Origin of the sequence: Pseudonocardia xishanensis (genome assembly GCF_039541715.1) — a bacterium.
Taxonomy (GTDB): domain Bacteria; phylum Actinomycetota; class Actinomycetes; order Mycobacteriales; family Pseudonocardiaceae; genus Pseudonocardia; species Pseudonocardia xishanensis.
The window spans coordinates 68,290-88,445 of record NZ_BAABGT010000086.1; the positions used below are offsets into that span (position 1 = coordinate 68,290).

Genomic DNA, 20,156 nt, shown 5'->3' on the forward strand with positions numbered 1-20,156 from the left:
GCTGGCGGTCCGTGGGCTCGCGGAGTGGGGTCGGCCGGGTCTGTTGGGGTGTGGCCGCATCTCCCGAGGTGTGCACCGCGCGGCGGCACGGCCACGGCTCGCTTCAGAGTGCGAGTCGAGATCAATGATCGCTGGGCTGGTCACCGTGAAGCGCTCCTCTGAAGGTGTGAGTCGCTGTGAGATGCAGACGGGTCGGGTCATGCCGGGGCCTTCTCGGGTTCGGGCGGCCGAGCGGCGTGCTCGTCGAGGAAGCTGCGGATCAGCCGGCGACGTCGCAGTGCTCTCGCCACTGACTCCAGGAACTTCGCTTCTTCGGCGAGGTCGCCGAGGGTCGTGTCGCGGGCGTCTTCGACGATGACGAGCTGCTCAGTGGCTGCCCCTGGCCGCGCTGCTCGCTCGAACGCGCAGGCGAGCCAGCATGCCTCTGCCGTTGCTTCCACCTGGTGCTTCCTGCCGGGCCGGCTGTGGCACCGGGTCGCGAAGTCGACGGCGTGATCGACTACGTGATCGTCGATCACGCCGAGCAGGGTCCAGGAGGCGTCTCTGAGCATGATCACACGCTGGTAGAGGCGCGCTTGGAGTTGTGCCGGCCGGAGTCGCCGCGCGTCCTGCCAGCGGTTCTGTTCGACTCCTTGCCGCCACTGAGGTGCGGCCTCCCCGAGGAACGCTGCCAGTGGGCGTAGCCGCCGGTAGCTCACGTAGGACCTGGCCAGCCGCCGCAGCGGGCGCGAGACATCGACCGCTGCCCTCGCTGCGACGCCCGCCGCGGCGATGACCGGACCGCTGACGATGATGAGCGACACCGCGGTGAGGTTCGCCCTCTGTGTCGAGTCCGTCAGCCCACCGCCCAGGAGGAGGGCTGCCTGAAGGAGTCCACCGAAGCCTGCGGTCAAGAGGCCGAAGGCGATGAGGATCGCAGCGAGGCGATCCGTTCGGCGCCTGATGTAGCCGAGGAACGGCATCGTGTTCGCTGCCAGCATCGCAGCGCTGAGGCCGACCGCAACCGTCGTGACCACGACGAGGGCTGCCACCTCGGTCTGCGCCAGAGTCTCTGGGCGGGGCTCCTCGACGGACGGCGCCTCGCCGATCACGATCTGGCACAGAGCGATCAGCAGCCCTGCAGCGGTAGGGGGCACTCCCACGATCCATGACATCGGGGCGGCACGCCTCGCGAGTGCGAACAGCAAGGTGCCGGCGAGGCCGGCGAACAGGAACGGCAGCAACGTCGCGGCGTACGGGAGCCCGTGCGTGCTTCGGCCGATCAGGTCTGCCATCGCGGGGAGCGAGCAGAGTCCCGCGAGGACGATCGATGCAAGGAGCGGGAGAACGACGGGGCGAGCCCCACGTTTGAGCAGTACGTCGATGGTTCGGTCGGCGTTGAGCTGGACGTCCGAGGTTGTCGCCCACCGCGGCGGCGGAGGTTCCCGCCAGGAGCCCAGGAGCACGGCCGCCATGGCGTCCGCCTCCTGCTCCTGCGCGTCCGTCCCGCCGGCGTTGCCGGGCCGGTTGTGGCCGAGGATCTGGTGGGCGAGCTCGTGCAGCTTGTTGTGGCTCTGGTGGAGCGAGGAGTGCGAGTCGATGTAGTAGACGGCGTACTTGTCCGGCCGGAGGACCGAGAGTCCGCAGATGCTGCTCCGTGCGCCCGCAGGTTGCTGGATGGGCGTCATGTGGATGCGGCGCCCCTCGTGGCGCTCGAGTCGGGCGATGAACGTGTCGAGGTCGAAGGGTCCCGATGTAAGGAGGTCCTTCTCGGTCAGGACCTTGACGCAGTGCTGCAGCGCCTCGGACCACGCCGGCAGTACCTCCCCCTGTTCACCCGCTGCATGTGCCACCGTTCGGCCCATCTCAGGATCCCCCGAATTTCCGAATACCCGGAAAGCTACAGTGGATCTTCCGGTGATCTTGAGCACCTGCCGTCGGGGGAGTGAGTCGCGAGTTGTGCGAGCTGAGGCCGCGGTGAGCGGCGAGCAGGATCGATCGCCTCGTGAGCGGGGTTCCTGGCGCAGGCCGGCGACCTGGCCGCTGTGGCAGCAGAGCGCGCCGGTCCTGTGTCTGGTGTTGCTGATCATCAGCGCGGCGTTCACACTGACCGCCCTGCTGTGGACCGACCTGCAGGTGTCGAGCCGGGAGCTGCTCCTCGCCGGTCTGCTCGTCGCGCTCGGGGTGGTTCACACCGAGGTGGTCGCGGACATCGAGGCAAACCGGCGTGAGGCGACCAACACCCTGCGTCCGGCAGGTGACATCGGGTACTTCGACATCACCTCGGCCTGGACGGTCTCCGCTGCGCTGTTGCTTCCAGGCGCTCTGAGCTCCACCGCCACCTTCGTCATGCTCACTCATCACTGGACGAGGGCGCTGCGCCCGGCGGGGAACCTCGCCTACCGCGGCCTCTACTCGCGGGCCACCTCGATGCTGGCGTGCCTCGGAACGGCCGCCGTGCTGCAGACGGGCGGAGTTCAACTCGCCGAGGGGGTGTCCGATCTCCCGAGACTGGGTGTCGTCCTTGGGGCGCTGGCCGTGTATTGGCTGATCAATACCGGGCTGGTGGTCCTGGTGATCCCGTTGTCCCGACCGGATCTCACCCTCAGGGATGCGATCGGGACGGGGGCGGAGAACGTTCTGGAGCTCGGCACCATCGGACTGGGCGGGATCCTCGCGACGACCCTGGCCGGATCCTCTCCCTGGATGGCGGTGATGCTCCTGCCCCTGGTCCTGCTGCTTCACCGCTTCTACGCGGTCCAGCAGATCGAGCAGAGCACCGACGGCGACCGTGGGCTCCTCAACAGCGCAGCATGGCACCGGCGTGCCCGACGGGAGCTCCGCGAGTGTGCACGCCGCCGACAGCCGGCTGCCCTGCTCCTCATCGACCTCGTGGGATTCCGCGCGTTCGCGACCTCTCGTGGTCGCCGCGCGGCCGACGAGGCGCTGAGCAGCATCAGCCTGGGCTTGCTCGAAGTCGCTGGGCCTGATGATCTGCTGGGGCGGTTCGGGCGTCACGACTTCGCCGTGTTGGTTCCCTCGGCGGCCGAGCAGGATCTCGAGCAACTCGCCCGGAAGTTCATCGGAGCGGTGGAGGCGGTTGAGGTCGAGCATGCTGACGGTGGCCCCTCCCCTGACTCGTTCTCCGCTGCTGTGGGGTGCGCCGAGTTCCCCGTCAGCGGCCTGACGACGAAGGATCTGGTGTCCTCGGCTAACCAGGCGCTGACCCGTGCGCGTACCGGCGGCGCCGGCGGCTTCGAGGTACACGCCCCTCGGGGGTCCGACGCCGAGGTCTCCTTGCATGACTTCCTGGCCTCTCGAAAGAAGCGCTACGGCTGACCCTTGTCGGGGTGGTTCCGGTCGTCGTCGAGGCCCTCCAGCGTCCTGGAGTGCTCGATGATGCCGAGGACCGCCTTGAGCGACTCGGGCGAGAGCCCGCGGGCCCGGAAGGCGATGCTCTCGACGCCGCTGGCCCGCATCGCCTCCTGGATCACGGACTCCATGTCGGGCCGGCTCAGCCGCTCCCGGAGATCCGCGATGTTCGCGCTGTCCTCCGCTGACACCTCGTCCTGATCCAGCGTCAGGTAGGACGCGATCGCGCTCGCATCGCCGGGATGTGCCTCATCTCGGGAGAGGAGCTCGAAGGCCCGGGCGATGGCGGAGGCGGTCTCGATGGACGGCCTCGGTCGCTCTCCGGACCTCAACAGACGAAGGTGCTGCCGCTTGATCAAGGAACGCCCGTAGACCTCCTCCGCGGCTCGCGAGACCTGCTCGTTGCTCCACTCGCGGGCCTCCAGGTGCGCCCCGCCGCGTGTCTGTGGGAAGGCACGGAAGACCCGGTTCAGCCGATCTGCGAAAGCTGCCACCACTCGTGTCTCCCCTTCATCACCCCATCGGGGCTACAAGTGTTTCCATCGTGCGCAACGCCGGTCGCGCCGTGAAGTTGCGATCAGAGTACGACACGAACCGCCGAGAGCAACAGTTGATTCCCCAGCATTCACCCCGCTCGACCAGCCGATGGCTACGCTCTTATGCGTCGACCATCCCGACACCTGGCTTTTCATGGTGCTGCGGCGGTAGCCGCAGGGCCTGCACGGGCAGCGTGTGAGCCACAAGACGAGCCCTGATCTTGCAACAGTTGGTTCCACTCGCTAGCGTCCTGGCGCATACAGTTGATTCCCACAGCGTCAGTCGACGAGACGAGGTCGCCACATGACGGAGCTGGCGACAGTCGCGGCTCAGCCGCCCGAGCGGCCCGGCGCAGTCATGGCAGCACGCCGTGTCGGCTCGCCGAGCCGACTCTCCACACTCGGTCGCACATCGCCACCCCCCGGAGGAGACGTGACCTCGATCCCCGTTCAGGCCACCTCGCCAGACGAACTGCTGGGCGCCCTGCGCGGCACTCCGTTCCACGAGTGGGCCACCCTGCGCCGGCTGGCATCGGATGCCGCGACAGCACAGTTCGACACCGCGGCATCCCGAGTGCGCCAGGAGTGGAGTGCCGACGAGCTGCGCTCGCAGCTACGGCAGGCGCTCACCGCTGCCGCGGCCGCGTGCGTGCAGGCGATGGCGGATCTCGACGCGCCCCCCGCCGTCGGCCACCTTCTGGGAGCCGAGGAGGCTCTGCGGGCCGCGGCTCAGCTTCGCACCGGCCCTCTAGCGCTCTGACTCATCGGCGTGGAACGCTAGCCACTCGTATAGATGACGAACACCCTCAATCAGTACAAGCGCCTACTGACACGCCACAGCCCGTCCTCTCCCCTCTCCAAGGAGAGCGTCGCCCCGAGGGTCTCGTCCGGCGTCGGGGGCGCCTGACGATCCGCACAGATCGTGGTGACGCGACCGCTCACCTGAACGTTGACCACCGTCTCGCTTCGGGGGGCCTCGTCAGGGATCACGCCGCCCGCGTCCTCGACTGTGGTGACGCATCCGCGCTCCTGGAACTCCGCCCAGCGCGCCCCGCTCGACCCTTCTCGAGCCTGCTCGTATGAGTCAGCGAGTTGACCCGTGACGACTGGCATCACACGGTCGATCCAGGCACTGGCTGCAGCGTCCTGCGCAGTCACTGTGCGGTAAGCGTGCAGCCAGGAGGTCGCGCTGAGGACTGGATCCGGACTTGCGACCGCAGGCCAGGCCACAGCGGCCTTGGGACCGGCAGGTGATGCCGCCGGTTCGACGACGGGCACCGTGCGCGACTCCTGGCCGATGAAGTACGCACCGACCACGACGGCCGCGCCGATCGCCACCGCGGCGATACCGCCGACCCAGTGGCGTCCGCGTGCCCTCTCGCGGTAGTTCTCGCTGTAGTTCACGCGACGCAACTCCATGTCGACTCAGAGGTAGTCTCGGCAGCCACAACTGTATAGTCTCATGGCGACCTAATCTGTACTAGAGCGGCGGGTGAGACTCGATGGCTGCAGAGACTGATCGGCCACGCATCGCCGGGGCGGCGGGAGGCGTGGGCACGACGACGATCGCGTCTGCGCTGCACGGCGAGGACTCGCGGATCTACCGCGGCGGCGCTCCCGTCGAGATTCTGGTGTGTCGCTCGACGATGCACTCCATCGGAAACGCCCAGCGTGCCTTGGCCGCGGTGTCACACGACCAACCGCCCCCGGTGCTAGCCGTTGTCGAGGACATCCCCGGGTCATCGTCATCGCATGTCAAGACGCGGCTGCGGATGACTGAGGGCGTGGTGACCGCGATCGTCACCGTTCCGTTCGTGGCCGACTGGCGAAGCCTCGACGACCCACTGACCGTTGCCACAGAACTCCTCCGGCCCGGCACGGACATCCCCCGCTCTTGGCGGGGGTTCGTAAGCGCGATGCGCCACCTTGTCGACGAAGTTGCGCCTCTGCTGTCGGCGATGCGACCACCCGAACCGGGCCGCGTCCCGATCCACCCCACACCTGTCCCGGCCGGCAGGCCGGACCGCTACTAGGAGATCTCGTCATGCTGCACGCGTTCCTCGCCGCCGCCATTCCGAACCCGGGGCCGGAGGCTCCACCAGGACTCGGCGACCTCACCAACACCATCCTGGCGTGGATCAAGTGGGGATGCCTGGTCTCGGGTGTCGCAGGGCTGATGATCTGCGGCGGAATGATGATCTTGGGTCGGCGAAACCGTAACCAGCTGGCGATCGAAGGTGTATCGAGCACGGTCTGGGTGTTCGGCGGCCTGGCGTTGGTCGCCACCGCCGCCGGGCTGGTCTCCGTCGTCGTCTGACCTCCGTCCGGCCCGACCCCCCTCTCCCCGGGAGCCTCCAGCCGATGAGCTTCATCATGAACGAGGGCGCGGACACGCGCCGTCGCCCGTCCCGCCGACGGCGCGGCGTGCTTCTCTCGCTCGCAGTCGTCGTCGTACTCGTCATCGCATCGATCGCCTTTCTCCTCGGGCGGAGCGACGACCGCGGCGCGCACGCTCCCCCGCCCGGGCAGGCCCCCACGGCGGACAGCGACATCAGCTGGCAGCGGGTAAGCGGACAGCCGGTACCCGTCTCGGCCCTGCACGGTCCGTCTCGCCAAGACTCATCCGGTGTCGCGATGGGTTTCACCCACGACGCCCTCGGTGCCGCCCTCGCCGCGATCAACATCAGCACGCGGCTGTCGTCCTCGGCGGGACCTGCCGTGTACGAAGCGACGGCCCGCATGCAGACGCTCGGGGACGTCGAGGGGACGATCGCCGCCGCACGAGCGGAGGTCAGCTCCGAGAACGCCGCCAATACCGCAGCGGCCCGCTTCGCCTACCGGCTGTCCGGAGATCCCACCGGGGACGTCGTGGTCGTCTCGATCGCTGCGGAGACCCCCCAGACCAGCGCGATGCGGGGCTACGCGCAGATGGAGCGAACGATGCAGTGGGTCGATGGCGACTGGCGGATGCAGGTTCCGCTGAGTCGTCCCCAGTTCGTGACCGTGATCGACGGCTTCGCGCCCCTGGGAGGCCCCGGTGCCTGACTGCGGAACCTTTGACATCACCTGCAAGGCCCAGGCCGCGGCCGCCTCCGCGTTCGACGACATCGCGAACAGCGCTGCCGAGGCCGCGGGGCGGCTCGTGGGCGACGCGATGACCTGGTGGGTGCAGACCGCATCGGTCGACCCGGACAACAGCACCGTCCGCAACCTGCAGCAGTACCTCACCCCGGTCATCATCGCCATGCTGACCGGCTCCATCTTCGTCCAGGCCATCCGGATGATGTTGTCGCGCAAGAAGGATCCGGCAGTCAACGTCGGGCTAGGCCTGTTCCGCTACGCGGTGGTCAGCCTGCTCGGGTTGGCGGTGATGTCGGCTGCGATCAAGGCCGGCGACGAGTTCTCACAGTGGTTGGTCGAGAGCTCGATGGGCGGGTTCGCCGAGCGGATCGGCGGCGCGTTGACCCCCGGGGCAGTCCAGAACTCCTTCCTGCTGCTGATCACCGCAGGCCTGTTGGCCTTCCTCGCACTGATCCAGTGGGTACTGGGCTTCATCCGACAGGCCGGGCTGATGGTGCTCGCCGTGCTGCTCCCGGTCGCTGCTTCCGGCTCGATCAACGACTCGACGAAGGTGTGGCTCAACCGCATGCTGCCGTGGGCCATCTCGCTCGTCCTCTACAAGCCTATGGCCGCCGTCATCTACGCCATCGGGTTCCAGCTGCTCGGCAACGGCCAGGACTTCACAACGATCATGACCGGGATCATGGTCATCGTCCTGGCCATTGTGGCCATGCCAGCGATGATGCGCTTCTTCTCGTGGACCCAGGTCAGCGCGTCCGGAGGTGGTGGGGTCGGGTCCGCCCTGGCAGCCGGCGCCAGTGGGGCTGCGTCGATGGCCGCGCTCCGTTCGGCGCGAGGGATGGAGATGACCGGGCCGGGTTCGGCACCGTCTGGCGCCGGTCAACCAGGAGGGTCCTCGCGGGCGCTGACCGCAGGTCCCGGAAGCGCGGATTCAGCGTCGGGGAGCGGATCCGCAGGCGGGGGCGGCGGGGGCGGGAGCTCCGCCGGCGGCGGGGCCGCGGGCAGCGGGGCGGCAGGTGCCTCCCCCGGTGGAGCAACCGCTCCAGCCGCGGGGGCCACAGGCGGCGGGGCCGCCGGAGGAGGAGCCGCGGCAAGCGGCGGTGGCGGCGTAGCCGCCGCGGCGGGACCTGCTGGAGCAGCGGCCGCCGCCGGTGCCGCCGTCGCCCGAGGAGCCCAGCAGGCCGGGCAGACCGCTGCCGACGGCTTCACACAGGGCGGTGAGCAGCGATGAGCCTCGAGGCGGCGCCACGCACGTACGGCAACTGGCGTCGCGCCCGAGGGTTCGGGATCGGGCGGCTGGGGCCGGGCCAGAGCCTGACCCTGTTCGTCGCGGTCATGGTGCCGATCATGCTCGCCTACGTCTCGGCCCAGGTCGCGCTCATCGCAGCGCTGATCTCGGCGTTGATCCTGGTCGCCGTACTGGTGAAGGTGGGCGGCCAGTCGTTGTCGGACGTCGTGATCCGACGTATCCGGTTCAGCAGATCCCGCTCCGCGGGGTGGCACGAGCTCTCCGGAGGGATGCTGACCGACCACCCTCGCCGACATGACCTCCCCGGGCCCATGGCCCCGCTCGTGCCGCTCTCGACCGACGACGGTCGAGGCGGGAAGCAGGGCCTGCTGTGGGATCGACGCACCGGATGGCTGACCGCAGTCGTCCGTGTCAGTCCGGTCGGGTTGGACCTGGCCGACCGCGCGCAGGCAGACGCCTGGGTCGCGTCCTGGGGCGCGTTCCTGGCCGACCTCGGGTACCAGCGCATGGTCCGCCATATCGCGGTCACCGTCGACACCGCGCCGTCGGGCGGCACCACCCTGCGCGACTACGTCTCGTCACGACTCGATCCCTCTGCACCGCAGGCAGCGCATGACGTGATGGCGGAGCTGGTCGACGCGACGCCCGCGACCAGCGCCGATGTCGACACCCGAGTCGCGATCACCTTCGACCCCTCTCGCGCGACGCCGCGGCCACAGGACTTGATGGAGGCTGTCGCCGAGGTCACTCGCTGGCTCCCCGGGCTCGAGGCGAGCCTCAGCATGGCGGGAGTCGCCGTCCTCGGCCGCGCAACCGCGGCGTGGCTGACCGGACGCTTGCGGATCGCCTACGACCCGGCCAGCCGGGGCGACGTCACGCGACTTCCTTCGGGCGACTCCGAGCTGCTGATCTGGGGAGAGGCCGGCCCGATCCGGGCGAACGAGGCATGGGATCACTGGCGCCACGACTCCGGTATCTCGGTCGCCTGGGCGCTGAGCGAGGCGCCCCGACAGGCAGTCGTCGACCGCGTACTGACCCCGCTACTCGCCCCTGGCCCCTTCCCTCGCCGCGTCACGATGCTTTACGAGCCCTACTCGGCCGGCGCGGCCGCCGACGAGGTCGAGCGCGAGATCACCAACACCCAGGTCCGCCGGGCCTGGGCGAAGCGCACCAAACGGGACGAGACCCAACGGGAGCGCGACGACTTCGCTCGGGCGCTACAGAGCGCCCGTGAGGAGGCCGAGGGCGCCGGGGTGGGCCGCTTCTGCCTCTACGTGTCGACGACGGTCGCTCGAGAAGAGTTGGTCCCGGCGGCGACCGCCGACGTCGAACAGCGCGCGGGTCAGTCGAAGCTGCGGCTCCGTCGTCTGCGCGGCGCGCAGATGGCCGGCTTCGCCGCCGCGCTCGGGTTCGGCCTCGATCCCGTCGAACTGGCACGAAGGGCACGCCGATGACCGCCACCGTCGATCCGACTTCGGCCTCGCCCAACGGTGTGGCTCCGCCAGGGTCGGTGGCCGGTGCGCGCCTGCGCCCGGCCGCCGCCCCGAGTGCTGATGACCCCGGCACCCACTACCGCTCTCGCCCCGTGCCGCGCAGCTGGGGCTGGACGACCCCGGGCGGCGGGCGCGCGGCGAACGTCGAAGGCGGCGTCCTCTATCAGGGAACCACCCAGCAGGTGTGCGGGCTGTTCCCGTTCGCGGTCAGCTCGGGCGCGGCCACACCGGGCGTGCCGATCGGGCGCCACATGCACACCGCCGAGCCGATCGGGCTCGATCCGTCCGAGTGGCTGCGTGAGGGGCTGGTCTCCAACACCGGCATGTGGATCCAGGGGCAGCCCGGCATCGGGAAGTCCACAATCGTCAAGAGGCTCATGGTGGGGCTGGTGAGCTTCGGCTTCAGCGCGGTCGTCCCTGGAGACGTCAAGGGCGAGTACACCGCACTGGTCGATCACCTCGGCGGGCGCGTCTGGCGGATCGGGCGTGGCCTCCACTCTCTGAATCCCCTCGATGCGGGCCCGCTACGGAGCGCCCTCGCGCAGAGCTCCGGCCAAGAACGGGCCCGGCTGGAGGAGACCATCCGGGCCCGACGGTTGTCCCTGCTGGAGGCCCTCGTCGTCATCGTCCGTCGCTCCGAGATCGCGGTGACCGAGCGGAGACTGCTCGACGTCGCTCTTGACCTGGCCGTCTCGGCGGACCCCACCGGCGAGCCCACGATCCCCGACGTCGTACGTGTGCTCACCAATCCGCCCGCAGAGCTGCTGAGCATCGCCGCGTGCGAGACGGAGACCATGTTCCGTCGCGACGCCCGCGACCTGCTCAACACCCTCGGTCTGCTCTGTGCGGGGGCGATCCGCGGCATCTTCGACCGCCGGTCCTCCGTCGAGGCCGACATCGACACTCCGGCCCTGTCCCTCGACATCTCCGCGCTCGACGATGACGACGACGAGGTCGTCGCGGCCGCGATGCTGTCCTCCTGGGCCTGGGCCGCCGCGGTGATCGACGGCTCGGCAGCGCTCGGGCGCCGGCGGAACATCTTCCGCGTTCAGGACGAGCTGTGGCGGGCGCTGCGAGTCGCTCCGGGGCTGGTGGAACGCTCCGACCGGGTCACTCGCCTCGGCCGGCACCGCGGAGAGATCTCCGCGCAGGTCACCCACTCGCTCGACGACCTTGAGGCTCTCCCGACGGAAGCCGACCGGGCCAAGGCGAGAGGCATGGCCTCCCGAAACGGCGTCATGGTTCTCGGTGGGATGGCCGACAAGGAGCTCGACGGGATCCGACGCATCGCACCGTTGACCGCTCAGGAGAGCGGCATGGTGCGCTCGTGGGCGGCGCCGCCGACGTGGGTCTCGGGCACCGCCCATCCCGGCCGCGGCAAGTACCTGATCAAGTCGGGTGAGCGGATGGGGCTGCCGGTGGCGATGAGCCTGGTACCGACCGAACGGCAGCTCTACGACACCGACCAGGCCTGGCGCCGGGCCACGCCGTGAACGCCCGCTCCCCGTTCCTGCTCCGCGAGATCGCCGCCCCGCTCGTGCTGCTCGCCGTGCTCGGGACCGGCCTGCTGGTCAGCGTCGTCCTCTGGCTGGCCGGCCAGGCCGCCGCAGGCTACGGGTTCGTCCCTCCCGCCTTCGGCTCGGCGACCGTGACCGCGCTCCTACAGGCGTCTGGGGGCGGCACCCTGGACCCGCTGATCGGCGCTGACGGCTCGCGGTGGATCTTCTGGGGCGCTCTCGGTCTGTTGTGTCTGCCGGTGCTGTCCGTCGTAGTACTGCTCGGGCTCTGGGCCGCCCGCCGCGCCGCCACGGACGGAAGCCCCAGCAGGTCGTTGGCTCGCCGCCGCGACTACCGCGACATGTACGGCGGTGGAGCGCGTCGACGTGCTGTCCAGTTGCGCCCGTCTCTGTCCGACACCTCGGTGACGGAGAGGGATCTGGGCCTGCGCCTGGGCAGGCTCGGTTCCGAGCAGCTCTATGCCTCGGAGGAGGACGTGCTCCTCGAGATCGCGGGCCCACGGTCGAACAAGACCTCGGCCGTCGTCGTCCCGGCAGTGCTGTCGGCGCCCGGCCCGGTCATCACGACGAGCAACAAGGTCGACGTCTACACCCTGACGATCGGGCTGCGCGCGGAGCTGGGACGGGTGTTCGTCCTCGACCCGCAGCGCATCGCGGGCGTGGCCCAGACCTGGTGGTGGAACCCGCTCGCCGGGATCCGTGACATGGCAGACGCACAGTTCCTGGTCACGCACTTCTCCCAGACCGTGGGAGCCGGGCATGAACGCGCCGATCCGTACTTCACCAAGGGCGCTGAGCGGCTGCTCGGCCAGCTGATCGTGGCGGCGGCCGCGAGCGGGCCCGCCTACAGCCTGCGCGACGTCAGGCAGTGGCTCGCCACGCGTAGCGAGGAACCCGTCGCCCTGCTCCGGGCCGCCGGGATGACCGACATAGCCACGGGTCTGCAGGGAACCATCGAGGCACCGTCCGACCAGCGTGGCGGCCTGTACGAAACGGCCCTGACCGCGATCAGCTGCCTGGAGTCCGAGGCGGTCGCCCGCTACGTCACGCCCCCCGCGACCTGGATCGAGGCGCCTCACGTCAACCGGGTCGAGGAGCTCGACCCGTGGCGCTTCGTCGTCGGTTACGAGCAGGACGACTACGGACACCCGGTTCCTCGCGACACGCTCTACCTCCTCACCCGGGAGGGCGCGGGCACCGGTGCCCCGGTCGTCGCAGCGCTGGTGGATCACCTTCTGCGAACGACCGCGGCCGCGGCCACCGCGCGGGGCGGGCGGGTGGACCCGCCGGTACGCGCAGTGCTCGACGAGGCGGCGAACATCTGCCCGATCCGCAACCTGCCCGACCTCTACAGCTACTTCGGCAGCATGTCCATCCAGGTCACCAGCTTCCTGCAGTCCTACCAGCAAGGGGTGGCGATCTGGGGACGCTCCGGGATGGACAAGCTGTGGTCGGCGGCCACCATCAAGCTCATCGGGGCCGGCGTACACGACCCGGAGTTCTGCGAGCACGTGTCTCGGCTCATCGGAGACCACGACGTCCCCACCTACTCCGATCAGCGAGGCAAGGGCGGGTCCTCCTCGACCCTGTCCACCCGGCGCGACCGCATCCTGTCCGCCGCCGACGTCGCCGCCCTGCCCAAGACGAAGGCCGTCCTGATCTCCTCCGGCCGCAAGCCGGGCTTGATCGACCTCATGCCCTGGTACGCCGAGCGAGACGCCGACACGATCTCCGGGTTCGCCGCCGAGGCCAGCGCGCAGGTCCGGGAGGCGGCGATCGCCTCCCTGGGGCGCGACAACCCTCTCTCCCGGATCCTGGCTCAGCAGGACGCCCTTCGGGCGCCGCGATGAGCGCGCACCCCGACGAGGAGCCGACGGGACGACGTGACCCGGAGCTGGTCGCGTTGGTCGCGCGCCAACGTGGTGACCACGCTGCGCTGGCTGAACGGGTCAGCGACCTCGAGGACCGCGTCGAGGAGTTCGCCAGCGCCCTCGACGACGTCGAGGAGCACTTCAGCCTCGTCCCCGGCCCGATCCCCGACGACCGCACCGACGGGGCAGGGGATGGCGACCTGCCCGCGCCGCCGGACGCTGCGGCCCCGGACAGTGACGTCGAGATCGGCCTGGACATGCGTCGTCTGGTCACCTGGGTCCGCGACAACGTCGCGTTGTTGTTGGAGCGCAAGGTCCCTCAGACCGGGGGCTACCCGTACTGGTGTCGCAAGTGGTGGCTGCATCCCGAGGCGATCGCGCGGTTCGAGGCGGCACGACGGTCCTGGGCGGAAGCGGTGATCGCCGGAGACGGCAACGCGATGGTCGTCTACTTCGAACACCTCGACCACCAGCTCGGCGTGCTGTGCAGCGAGAACGGTCCCTTCTGCGGTTGCAAGGGCGGCATGCACAGCACGGGCAGTGGGGCGACCCCGCTCGGACACGACGAGCCCCACGAGTCGTACTTCCTCGACTACGAGGCGATCGAGACCGGGCACAGCCCGGCGTAATCCCACGACACAGACACGCGGCGGCCTACGCTGCGGGATGAGGGGCAGCAGGTGCCTGGACGACGGCGGCGACCAGCTCCGGCGGAGGACCAGCTCGCGTTGGACTTCCTCTTCGGAGGCACCGCGTCCGAGACTGCGGATCCGGCTCCGACCGCGTCGGGCTCCGATGGCACCGAACCACGAGACCGGAGTGACCAGGATGAACGAGTACGGCGCGCAGGCGATGACGCACTGGCGGCGGTGGCTGCCGAGCCGGTACGCCCAGATCGCGAGCCCGGAGACCTTCTTCGCGGAGCTGGGCCTGGAGGTGGCCGACCAGATCACCGACTTGAGCACGGAGCTGGCGGGGGACGACCCGGCGCGGGAGACGTACCTGGAGAAGGTCGGTCGTCTGAACGCGGCTCGGCAACGGGCTCGGGAGATGGTCCTCGCCGAGCAGGTCCTGCTCCCGCCGGAGCCGGAGGCGGCCGAGGTGCTCGCGGAGAGCTCCCCGGTGGACCCGTGGACGCCCCTGATCGAGGACTCCGCCCCCCGGTAGCCGTCCCACTCCACACGACGGAGTCCTCGTGGTCGCCGCGGCTCTCGTCCGATGACCCGCGTCTGGTCAGCACGGGTGAGTTCGGCGCGTTGTCCCAGCGCGAGCTGAACGACCTGATCCAGCAGCGGGTCAAGGTCGTCTACGCACGGTGGGAACGGGGTGAGGGCGACCCGGAGCTCCAGGCGGCCAAGGCCGAGGTCGAGCGGCTCAACGTCGTCAGCGGCAACCGCCGAGATCCCGGTGCGACGGGTGACCGCGGCGTCGACCTGGCGAACTTGGCGTTGGCCGCGCAGTACCGAGCCCACGACGACTTCCGTGGTGTCCTGGCTCCGCATCTGGCCGAGGTGGCGCTGCAAGGCATTGAGGACGGACTCGCAGGTTGGCAGCGCGATCCCGTCCTCCCCGGCCCTTGGACCGCCGCCATGCAGGCCAGCCAGCTGCTCAGGGACTCGGCGACTCGCGAGCAACGCTTCGACAGCCACGTCGAGCAGGTCGTGGCCCGGCTGACTCCCGACGAACGACGTCACCGGGCAGCCGAGCTGGAGGCCCTCGCGGACGCGCTCGACGTCCTCGGGCTGAGCTCGGTGAAGTGCGGACACACCTATTCCAGACCGGACGGGCGGGTCGGGCGCAGCGGCGGGCATCCACTGGGCAGGAACCTCCGCGACCTGGCCGCCACACTCACCCTGAGCGCGCCGCAGCCCGCGGCGCCGCCGGGCAGCGTGGGAACCGCTTCGGCTCTAGCCGCCGAGAACGCTCGCGGCCCGGAGGAACCGCGGGTTCCCGCCGATCAGCCGGCTCGGGCTCGGACCCTGGTGCGCGCGTTGGAGGACTACGCGGCGCGTTACGGACATCCCGGAGCGCCTGGGGGCGGCGGCCCTGAGGCCGCCGCCCGCTACGTCATCGAAGGTCACGTCCGGGACGCCACCCGCGAGGAGTGGGACTGGGCCTACCGCTACCTGCGGGAGCACCCGCAGCTGCTCGACGGCACGGTCAAGACGGACGAGCAGCTCGCTGACGAACGTGCTCAGGAAGCCGAGGTCGCCGCCGAGCTCGCCGCCGAGGCGCGAGTCGCGTTCGACGGCGGTGACCGACAGCGGGCCCTCGACCTCATCGCTCAGGCCGAGGAGCTGGATCCGCAGAACTCGCCACGCTGGGACCGGATCAGAGGCGTCATCAGTGCTCAGGCACCGACGGAGCCTCGTACCGGCCCGAGAGTCTCCGACCCTGACCGTCGGTCTCCCAGCGAGCCTTCGGAGCGCCAGGCTGCTGAGCTGCCTGAGGCAAAGGTCCACCGGCCGTCGGCCGTGACGCCACCAGCTCGGTTCCGGCCTGTCGGCACTGAGCCGCTGGTGCCTTCCGGCTCCGTCGCTCGCACCCGGGCGAACATCGCTGCGCTGCGGACCCTCCGCACGCTGCGCACGGACGAGCGACCGGCCACCGAGGCAGAACAGCGGATCATCGCCGCTTGGTCGGGCTGGGGTGCGGTGCCCGAGGTGTTCGACTCCGCGCGCTCTGAGTTCGCCTGGGCCCGCGAGGAGTTGGCCTCGCTGCTCAGCGAAGCCGAGTGGAAGTCGGCGGCCCGCAGCACGCTCAACGCGCACTACACCGATCCCGGTCTGGTGGCGCCGATCTGGCGTGCCCTCCAGGAGCTCGGGTTCACCGAGGGCCGGGTACTGGAGCCCGGCTGCGGCTCGGGCAACTTCATCGCCGCTGCGCCGGACGGGGCCCGGATGGTCGGGGTCGAGGTGGAGGCCGCGACTGCGCAGGTCGCAGCGGCCCTCTACCCGGACGCGCAGATCCTCAGCGAGTCCTTCGCCGACACCACGGCCCCCGAGGGCGCCTTCGACCTCACCGTCGGCAACGTGCCGTTCGCAAAGTCCGTCCTGACCGACCGGCAATACAACCGTGGCGGACACTCCATCCACAACCACTTCTTGATCAAGAGCCTGCATCTGACCGCCCCGGGTGGGCTCGTCGCCGTCATCACCTCGCGCTACACCCTCGACGCGGCCAACCCTGCAGCTCGTCGTGAGATGGCCGAGCTCGCCGACTTGGTCGGCGCGATCCGACTCCCGCGAGCAGCGCACCAACGTGCCGCGGGGACCCCGGTCGTGACCGACCTCCTCGTTCTCCGGCGACGCGAGCCCGACGCCGAGCCGGTCCCTGACGACTGGGAGATGACGCAGCTCGTCGCCGTCGACGGGCAGGAGATCCGGATCAGCTCCTACTTCGCCGAGCACCCCGAGATGATCTGCGGGACCTTGGCGGTCGGGCGTGGCCAGTTCAGCGATGCCGAACCTACGGTGATCAGCGAGCGTCCGGCCGCCGAGCTGCTCCGCGAGAAGCTGGAGCTGCTGGTCGCCCGCGCCCACGTCGCAGGACTGGCCCACTCCCCCACCGTGGCCGTCTCGGCGTCATCTCGTGCCGCCCTCGTGGCGCGGTCCGCCGAACTTCCCGCAGGCCACCTGATGATCGAGGGCGACGAATTCGTCCAGATCAACCAGGGGGCAGCCGAGCCGTTCGCGGTGCCGCGCACCCAACGCCCCGAGCTCCGCGAGCTGCTCGGCCTGCGCGACACCGTCGTCGCGCTCCTCGAGGCCGAGGCCGCCTCCCTGGAGCCCACCGCGGAGATCGACCAGCTCCGCGCGCAGCTCAAGGACCGCTACGACGGCTACAGCGAGCGGTTCGGCCCCCTCAACCGTTTCACCTGGCGCCGCACCGGGCGGACCCACCCGGAGACTGGCGAGGAGATCCTGGCGCGGATCCAGGCCAAGCAGGGCGGCTTCCGCAGCGACCCGGACTCCGTGCTGGTCTACGCGCTCGAGAACTTCGACTCCACATCCCAGCAGGCCACCAAGGCCGACATCTTCACGCAGCGCGTCGTCGCCCCGCGGACACCGCGCCTCGGTGCGGATTCCCCCGAGGACGCGCTGGCGATCTGCATGGATACCCACGGACGCGCCGACCTCGACGAGATCGCGCGACTCCTGGGGGTAGGACCGGACGAGGCACGCGCACGTCTCGCCCGCCTCGTCTTCGACGACCCGGCCGCACCGGGCACGCTCATCCCGGCCGCCGAGTACCTCTCCGGTCAGGTCAGGGACAAGCTGGCGCTCGCCCGCGCGGCCGCCACCGAAGCCACCGACGACCGGTTCGCGGCCAACATCGCCGCCCTTGAGGAGGTCGTGCCACCGGACATCGCGCCGGAGGACATCGTCGCTCGGTTCGGCGCGTCCTGGATCGACGGCCGCTACGTCGAGCAGTTCCTCCGCGAGACGCTGGAGGACCCGAGTCTGACCGTCGAACACCCCTACGGCTCCCAGTGGCTGGTCAAGGGGCGCGACTTCGGGATCAACGCCACCAGCACCTGGGGCACGGAGGATCTCTCCGCCCCACAGATCGCGTCCGCGTTGCTCAAGCAGCAGCCGATCACGGTGCACGACGAGTTCGAGTACACCTCCCCCGAGGGCTCAACGAGCATCCGCCGCAAGCTCAACGTCTCCAAAACCGTCGCAGCGCAGGCCAAGGCCGACCAGCTCACCGAGCGCTTCAGCGACTGGGTATGGGAGGACCCACAGCGGGCCGTCACCCTCGCGCGGGTCTACAACGACCGCTTCAACTCCCTAGTGCTGCGCAACTACGACGAGGTCGAGCTCTCGCTGCCCGGTCTGGCACTGACCTTCGAGCCCAACCCCCACCAGGTCGCCGCCGTCGCGCGCATGATCTCCGAGCCGGCGGTGGGGCTCTACCACGAGGTCGGCGCAGGCAAGACCGCCGAGATGGCCATGGGGGTCATGGAGCTCCGGCGCCTGAAGATGATCCGCAAGCCGGCCATCGTCATCCCCAACCACATGTTGGAGCAGTGGGCGCGGGAGTTCCAACAGCTCTACCCCCAGGCCAAGGTCCTGGCCGCATCCAGCGCCGATCTGACCCGCGACCGGCGGCGCGCGTTCGTCGCCCGCATCGCCACCGGCGACTGGGACGCGGTCATCCTGACCCGCTCGGCGTTCGAGCGGATCCCGATGACGGCCGAGGCCCAAGGTGCCTACCTCGACAACGAGCTGGCCGAGCTGCGGGCCGCCCTGGAACGGGAGAAGGCCGAGGGGATCCGCAGCCTGTCGACCAAGCGCATGGAGGCCCGGCTGCTCAGCGCCGAGGAGCGGATCAAGGAGAAGCTCGCCCGGGACTACGACCCTGCGGTCACCTTCGAGCGCTCCGGAATCGACTACGTCGTCGTCGACGAGGCCCACGACTACAAGAACCTGCGGACGGTCTCCAACATCCCGGGCGCCGCCATCGAGGGCTCGAACCGGGCGACCGACCTGGACATGAAGCTGCACTACCTGAGGAACCGCCACGGACTCCGCGTCGGGACACTCGCCACGGCCACGCCGATCGCCAACAGCATCACCGAGGCCCACGTGATGCAGCGCTACCTGCGGCCGGACCTTCTCGACGCCGCCGGCGTGCGCGACTTCGACACCTGGGCGGCCACGTTCGGCCAGTCGACCACCGACGTCGAGCTGTCCCCAGACGGTGGGAGCTTCCGACTCAAGCAACGCTTCGCCCGGTTCCACAACGTCCCCGAGCTGCTCCGCATGTGGTGGGTCAGCGGCGATGTGAAGACCGCCGAGGACCTCAAGCTGCCCCGACCCGAGCTGTTGCCTCGCCCGGAGGACGGCCAGCGGGCGCCGAGAACGTTCGTCATCCCGCCCTCACCGCAGCTGCAGGACTACATCGTCGAGCTCGCCGCCCGGGCCGAAAAGGTCCAGCAGCGTGCCGTCGAGCCGGACCAGGACAACATGCTGCTGATCTCCAGCAACGGCCGCGCGGCCGCGCTGGACATGCGGCTCGTCGGCCAACAGGCCCCTCCCGGCGAGTCGAAGATCGACGTCGCCGCCGACGAGATCGCCAGGATCTGGCAGGAGAACCGCGACAACGTCTACTACGAGAAGAAGTCGACGCGCGAGCAACCCGTCCGCGGTGCGCTCCAGCTCGTGTTCTGCGATCTGTCCACGCCGCACCCCGAGCGCTGGAACGTCTACGAGGCGCTGAGAGAGCTGCTGGTCGAGCGAGGCCTCCCCGCACAGCAGATCCGGTTCATCCACGAGGCCCGCAACGACCGTGAGAAGGGCGAGCTGTTCGAGGCCTGCCGGACGGGGAGGGTCTCGGTGCTCGTCGGCAGCACCGCCAAGATGGGCGTGGGCACCAACGTGCAGGACCGGGCGATCGCCTTGCACCACCTCGACTGTCCCTGGCGGCCGGCCGACCTCGCGCAGCGAGACGGCCGGGCCCTGCGCCGCGGCAACCAGCACTCGGAGATCGGTCTGTACCGCTACGTCGTCGAGGGCTCGTTCGACGCCTACTCCTGGCAGACCGTCGGCAGGAAGGCGACCTTCATCGCCCAGGTCATGCGGGGGCGGCTCGACCAGCGCGAGATCGAGGACATCGGCGACTCGGCCCTGTCCTACAACGAGGTCAAGGCGCTCGCGGCGGGCAACCCGCTGCTGCTCGACAAGGCCAAGGCCGACGCCGACCTGGCGCGCCTGGAGCGTCTGGAGCGCTCCCACGTGCAGGCCCGCAGCAGGCTGCGCTACTCCATCGAGCAGAACCAGCGCGCGATCGGCCGCCTCGAGGGGAACATCTCCAGCATCGAGGCCGCCGTTGTCCGCGTACGGGTTCTGATGTCGCTGTAGGTACGAGCTGATCTGTCGTTGGTCCGGCGCGTCGGATCCAAGATCGGCTTAGGGAGGGACCACCCTCCGGGCTTGTCAGCCGCCAAGCAGACGAGCCCGGAGGGGGTCACCCGTGATCCTGCCTGTGGAGGCCTGGATGGACATCAGGAGGTACGCCCCGCTGCGCGCGGCCGGGGCGTCGTGGAAGGACAT

At 69.7% G+C, this 20,156-nt stretch carries 15 protein-coding genes; 12 read left to right on the forward strand and 3 right to left on the reverse strand.

Translation table 11 applies throughout. From position 1 onward, the window contains the following. Window positions 1-197: 197 nt before the first annotated feature. Window positions 198-1,910, reverse strand: a complete 1,713-nt coding sequence (locus ABD993_RS27145) for a DUF6545 domain-containing protein (RefSeq protein WP_345424447.1) — start codon at window positions 1,908-1,910, stop codon at window positions 198-200. 46 nt (window positions 1,911-1,956) lie between these two features. Between ABD993_RS27145 and ABD993_RS27150 the strand changes: the two genes are divergently transcribed. Beyond that, window positions 1,957-3,318, forward strand: coding sequence for a sensor domain-containing diguanylate cyclase (locus ABD993_RS27150; RefSeq protein WP_345424450.1), 1,362 nt, complete (start codon window positions 1,957-1,959; stop codon window positions 3,316-3,318). Here the strand turns inward: ABD993_RS27150 and ABD993_RS27155 are convergent. Further along, window positions 3,309-3,845 (reverse strand): hypothetical protein, encoded by a 537-nt coding sequence (locus tag ABD993_RS27155; RefSeq protein WP_345424453.1) that lies wholly within the window; start codon window positions 3,843-3,845, stop codon window positions 3,309-3,311. The genes ABD993_RS27150 and ABD993_RS27155 overlap by 10 nt on opposite strands. A 475-nt stretch (window positions 3,846-4,320) precedes the next feature. Between ABD993_RS27155 and ABD993_RS27160 the strand changes: the two genes are divergently transcribed. Further along, entirely contained in the window at window positions 4,321-4,647 is a 327-nt protein-coding gene (locus tag ABD993_RS27160; RefSeq protein ID WP_345424456.1) for a hypothetical protein, read from the forward strand. Between the two features lie 50 nt (window positions 4,648-4,697). On the opposite strand, the gene ABD993_RS27165 is transcribed toward ABD993_RS27160, so the two are convergent. Continuing rightward, entirely contained in the window at window positions 4,698-5,291 is a 594-nt protein-coding gene (locus ABD993_RS27165) for a hypothetical protein (protein ID WP_345424459.1), read from the reverse strand. 98 nt (window positions 5,292-5,389) lie between these two features. On the opposite strand from ABD993_RS27165, the gene ABD993_RS27170 reads away from it, so the two are divergent. The 10 genes from ABD993_RS27170 (at window position 5,390) to ABD993_RS27215 (ending at window position 19,964) form a co-directional block, all read left to right on the forward strand. Continuing rightward, window positions 5,390-5,920, forward strand: a complete 531-nt coding sequence (locus tag ABD993_RS27170; RefSeq protein WP_345424462.1) for a hypothetical protein — start codon at window positions 5,390-5,392, stop codon at window positions 5,918-5,920. An 11-nt stretch (window positions 5,921-5,931) separates the two neighbouring features. Continuing rightward, window positions 5,932-6,204 (forward strand): hypothetical protein, encoded by a 273-nt coding sequence (locus ABD993_RS27175; protein WP_237190040.1) that lies wholly within the window; start codon window positions 5,932-5,934, stop codon window positions 6,202-6,204. Window positions 6,205-6,260: 56 nt separating this feature from the next. Next, window positions 6,261-6,932, forward strand: coding sequence for a DUF8175 domain-containg protein (locus ABD993_RS37060; RefSeq protein ID WP_486362901.1), 672 nt, complete (start codon window positions 6,261-6,263; stop codon window positions 6,930-6,932). After that, complete coding sequence (locus ABD993_RS27185; RefSeq protein WP_345424468.1) at window positions 6,925-8,199, forward strand: TrbL/VirB6 family protein; 1,275 nt, start codon at window positions 6,925-6,927, stop codon at window positions 8,197-8,199. Before ABD993_RS37060 ends, ABD993_RS27185 begins: the two co-directional genes overlap by 8 nt. Beyond that, window positions 8,196-9,671 (forward strand): SCO6880 family protein, encoded by a 1,476-nt coding sequence (locus ABD993_RS27190; protein ID WP_237190038.1) that lies wholly within the window; start codon window positions 8,196-8,198, stop codon window positions 9,669-9,671. Before ABD993_RS27185 ends, ABD993_RS27190 begins: the two co-directional genes overlap by 4 nt. Before the next feature lie 131 nt (window positions 9,672-9,802). Beyond that, window positions 9,803-11,203: an ATP-binding protein gene (locus ABD993_RS27195; protein WP_237190037.1), complete on the forward strand. Its 1,401-nt coding sequence runs from the start codon at window positions 9,803-9,805 to the stop codon at window positions 11,201-11,203. Continuing rightward, complete coding sequence (locus ABD993_RS27200) at window positions 11,200-13,077, forward strand: type IV secretory system conjugative DNA transfer family protein (RefSeq protein ID WP_345424475.1); 1,878 nt, start codon at window positions 11,200-11,202, stop codon at window positions 13,075-13,077. Before ABD993_RS27195 ends, ABD993_RS27200 begins: the two co-directional genes overlap by 4 nt. After that, window positions 13,074-13,727 carry a DUF4913 domain-containing protein gene (locus tag ABD993_RS27205; RefSeq protein WP_345424478.1) on the forward strand — a complete coding sequence of 218 codons (654 nt, stop codon included), beginning with the start codon at window positions 13,074-13,076 and terminating at the stop codon, window positions 13,725-13,727. Before ABD993_RS27200 ends, ABD993_RS27205 begins: the two co-directional genes overlap by 4 nt. A 190-nt stretch (window positions 13,728-13,917) precedes the next feature. After that, window positions 13,918-14,265, forward strand: coding sequence for a hypothetical protein (locus ABD993_RS27210; protein ID WP_237190034.1), 348 nt, complete (start codon window positions 13,918-13,920; stop codon window positions 14,263-14,265). An 89-nt stretch (window positions 14,266-14,354) separates the two neighbouring features. Further along, window positions 14,355-19,964 carry an SNF2-related protein gene (locus tag ABD993_RS27215; protein ID WP_345424481.1) on the forward strand — a complete coding sequence of 1,870 codons (5,610 nt, stop codon included), beginning with the start codon at window positions 14,355-14,357 and terminating at the stop codon, window positions 19,962-19,964. Window positions 19,965-20,156 lie beyond the last annotated feature (192 nt).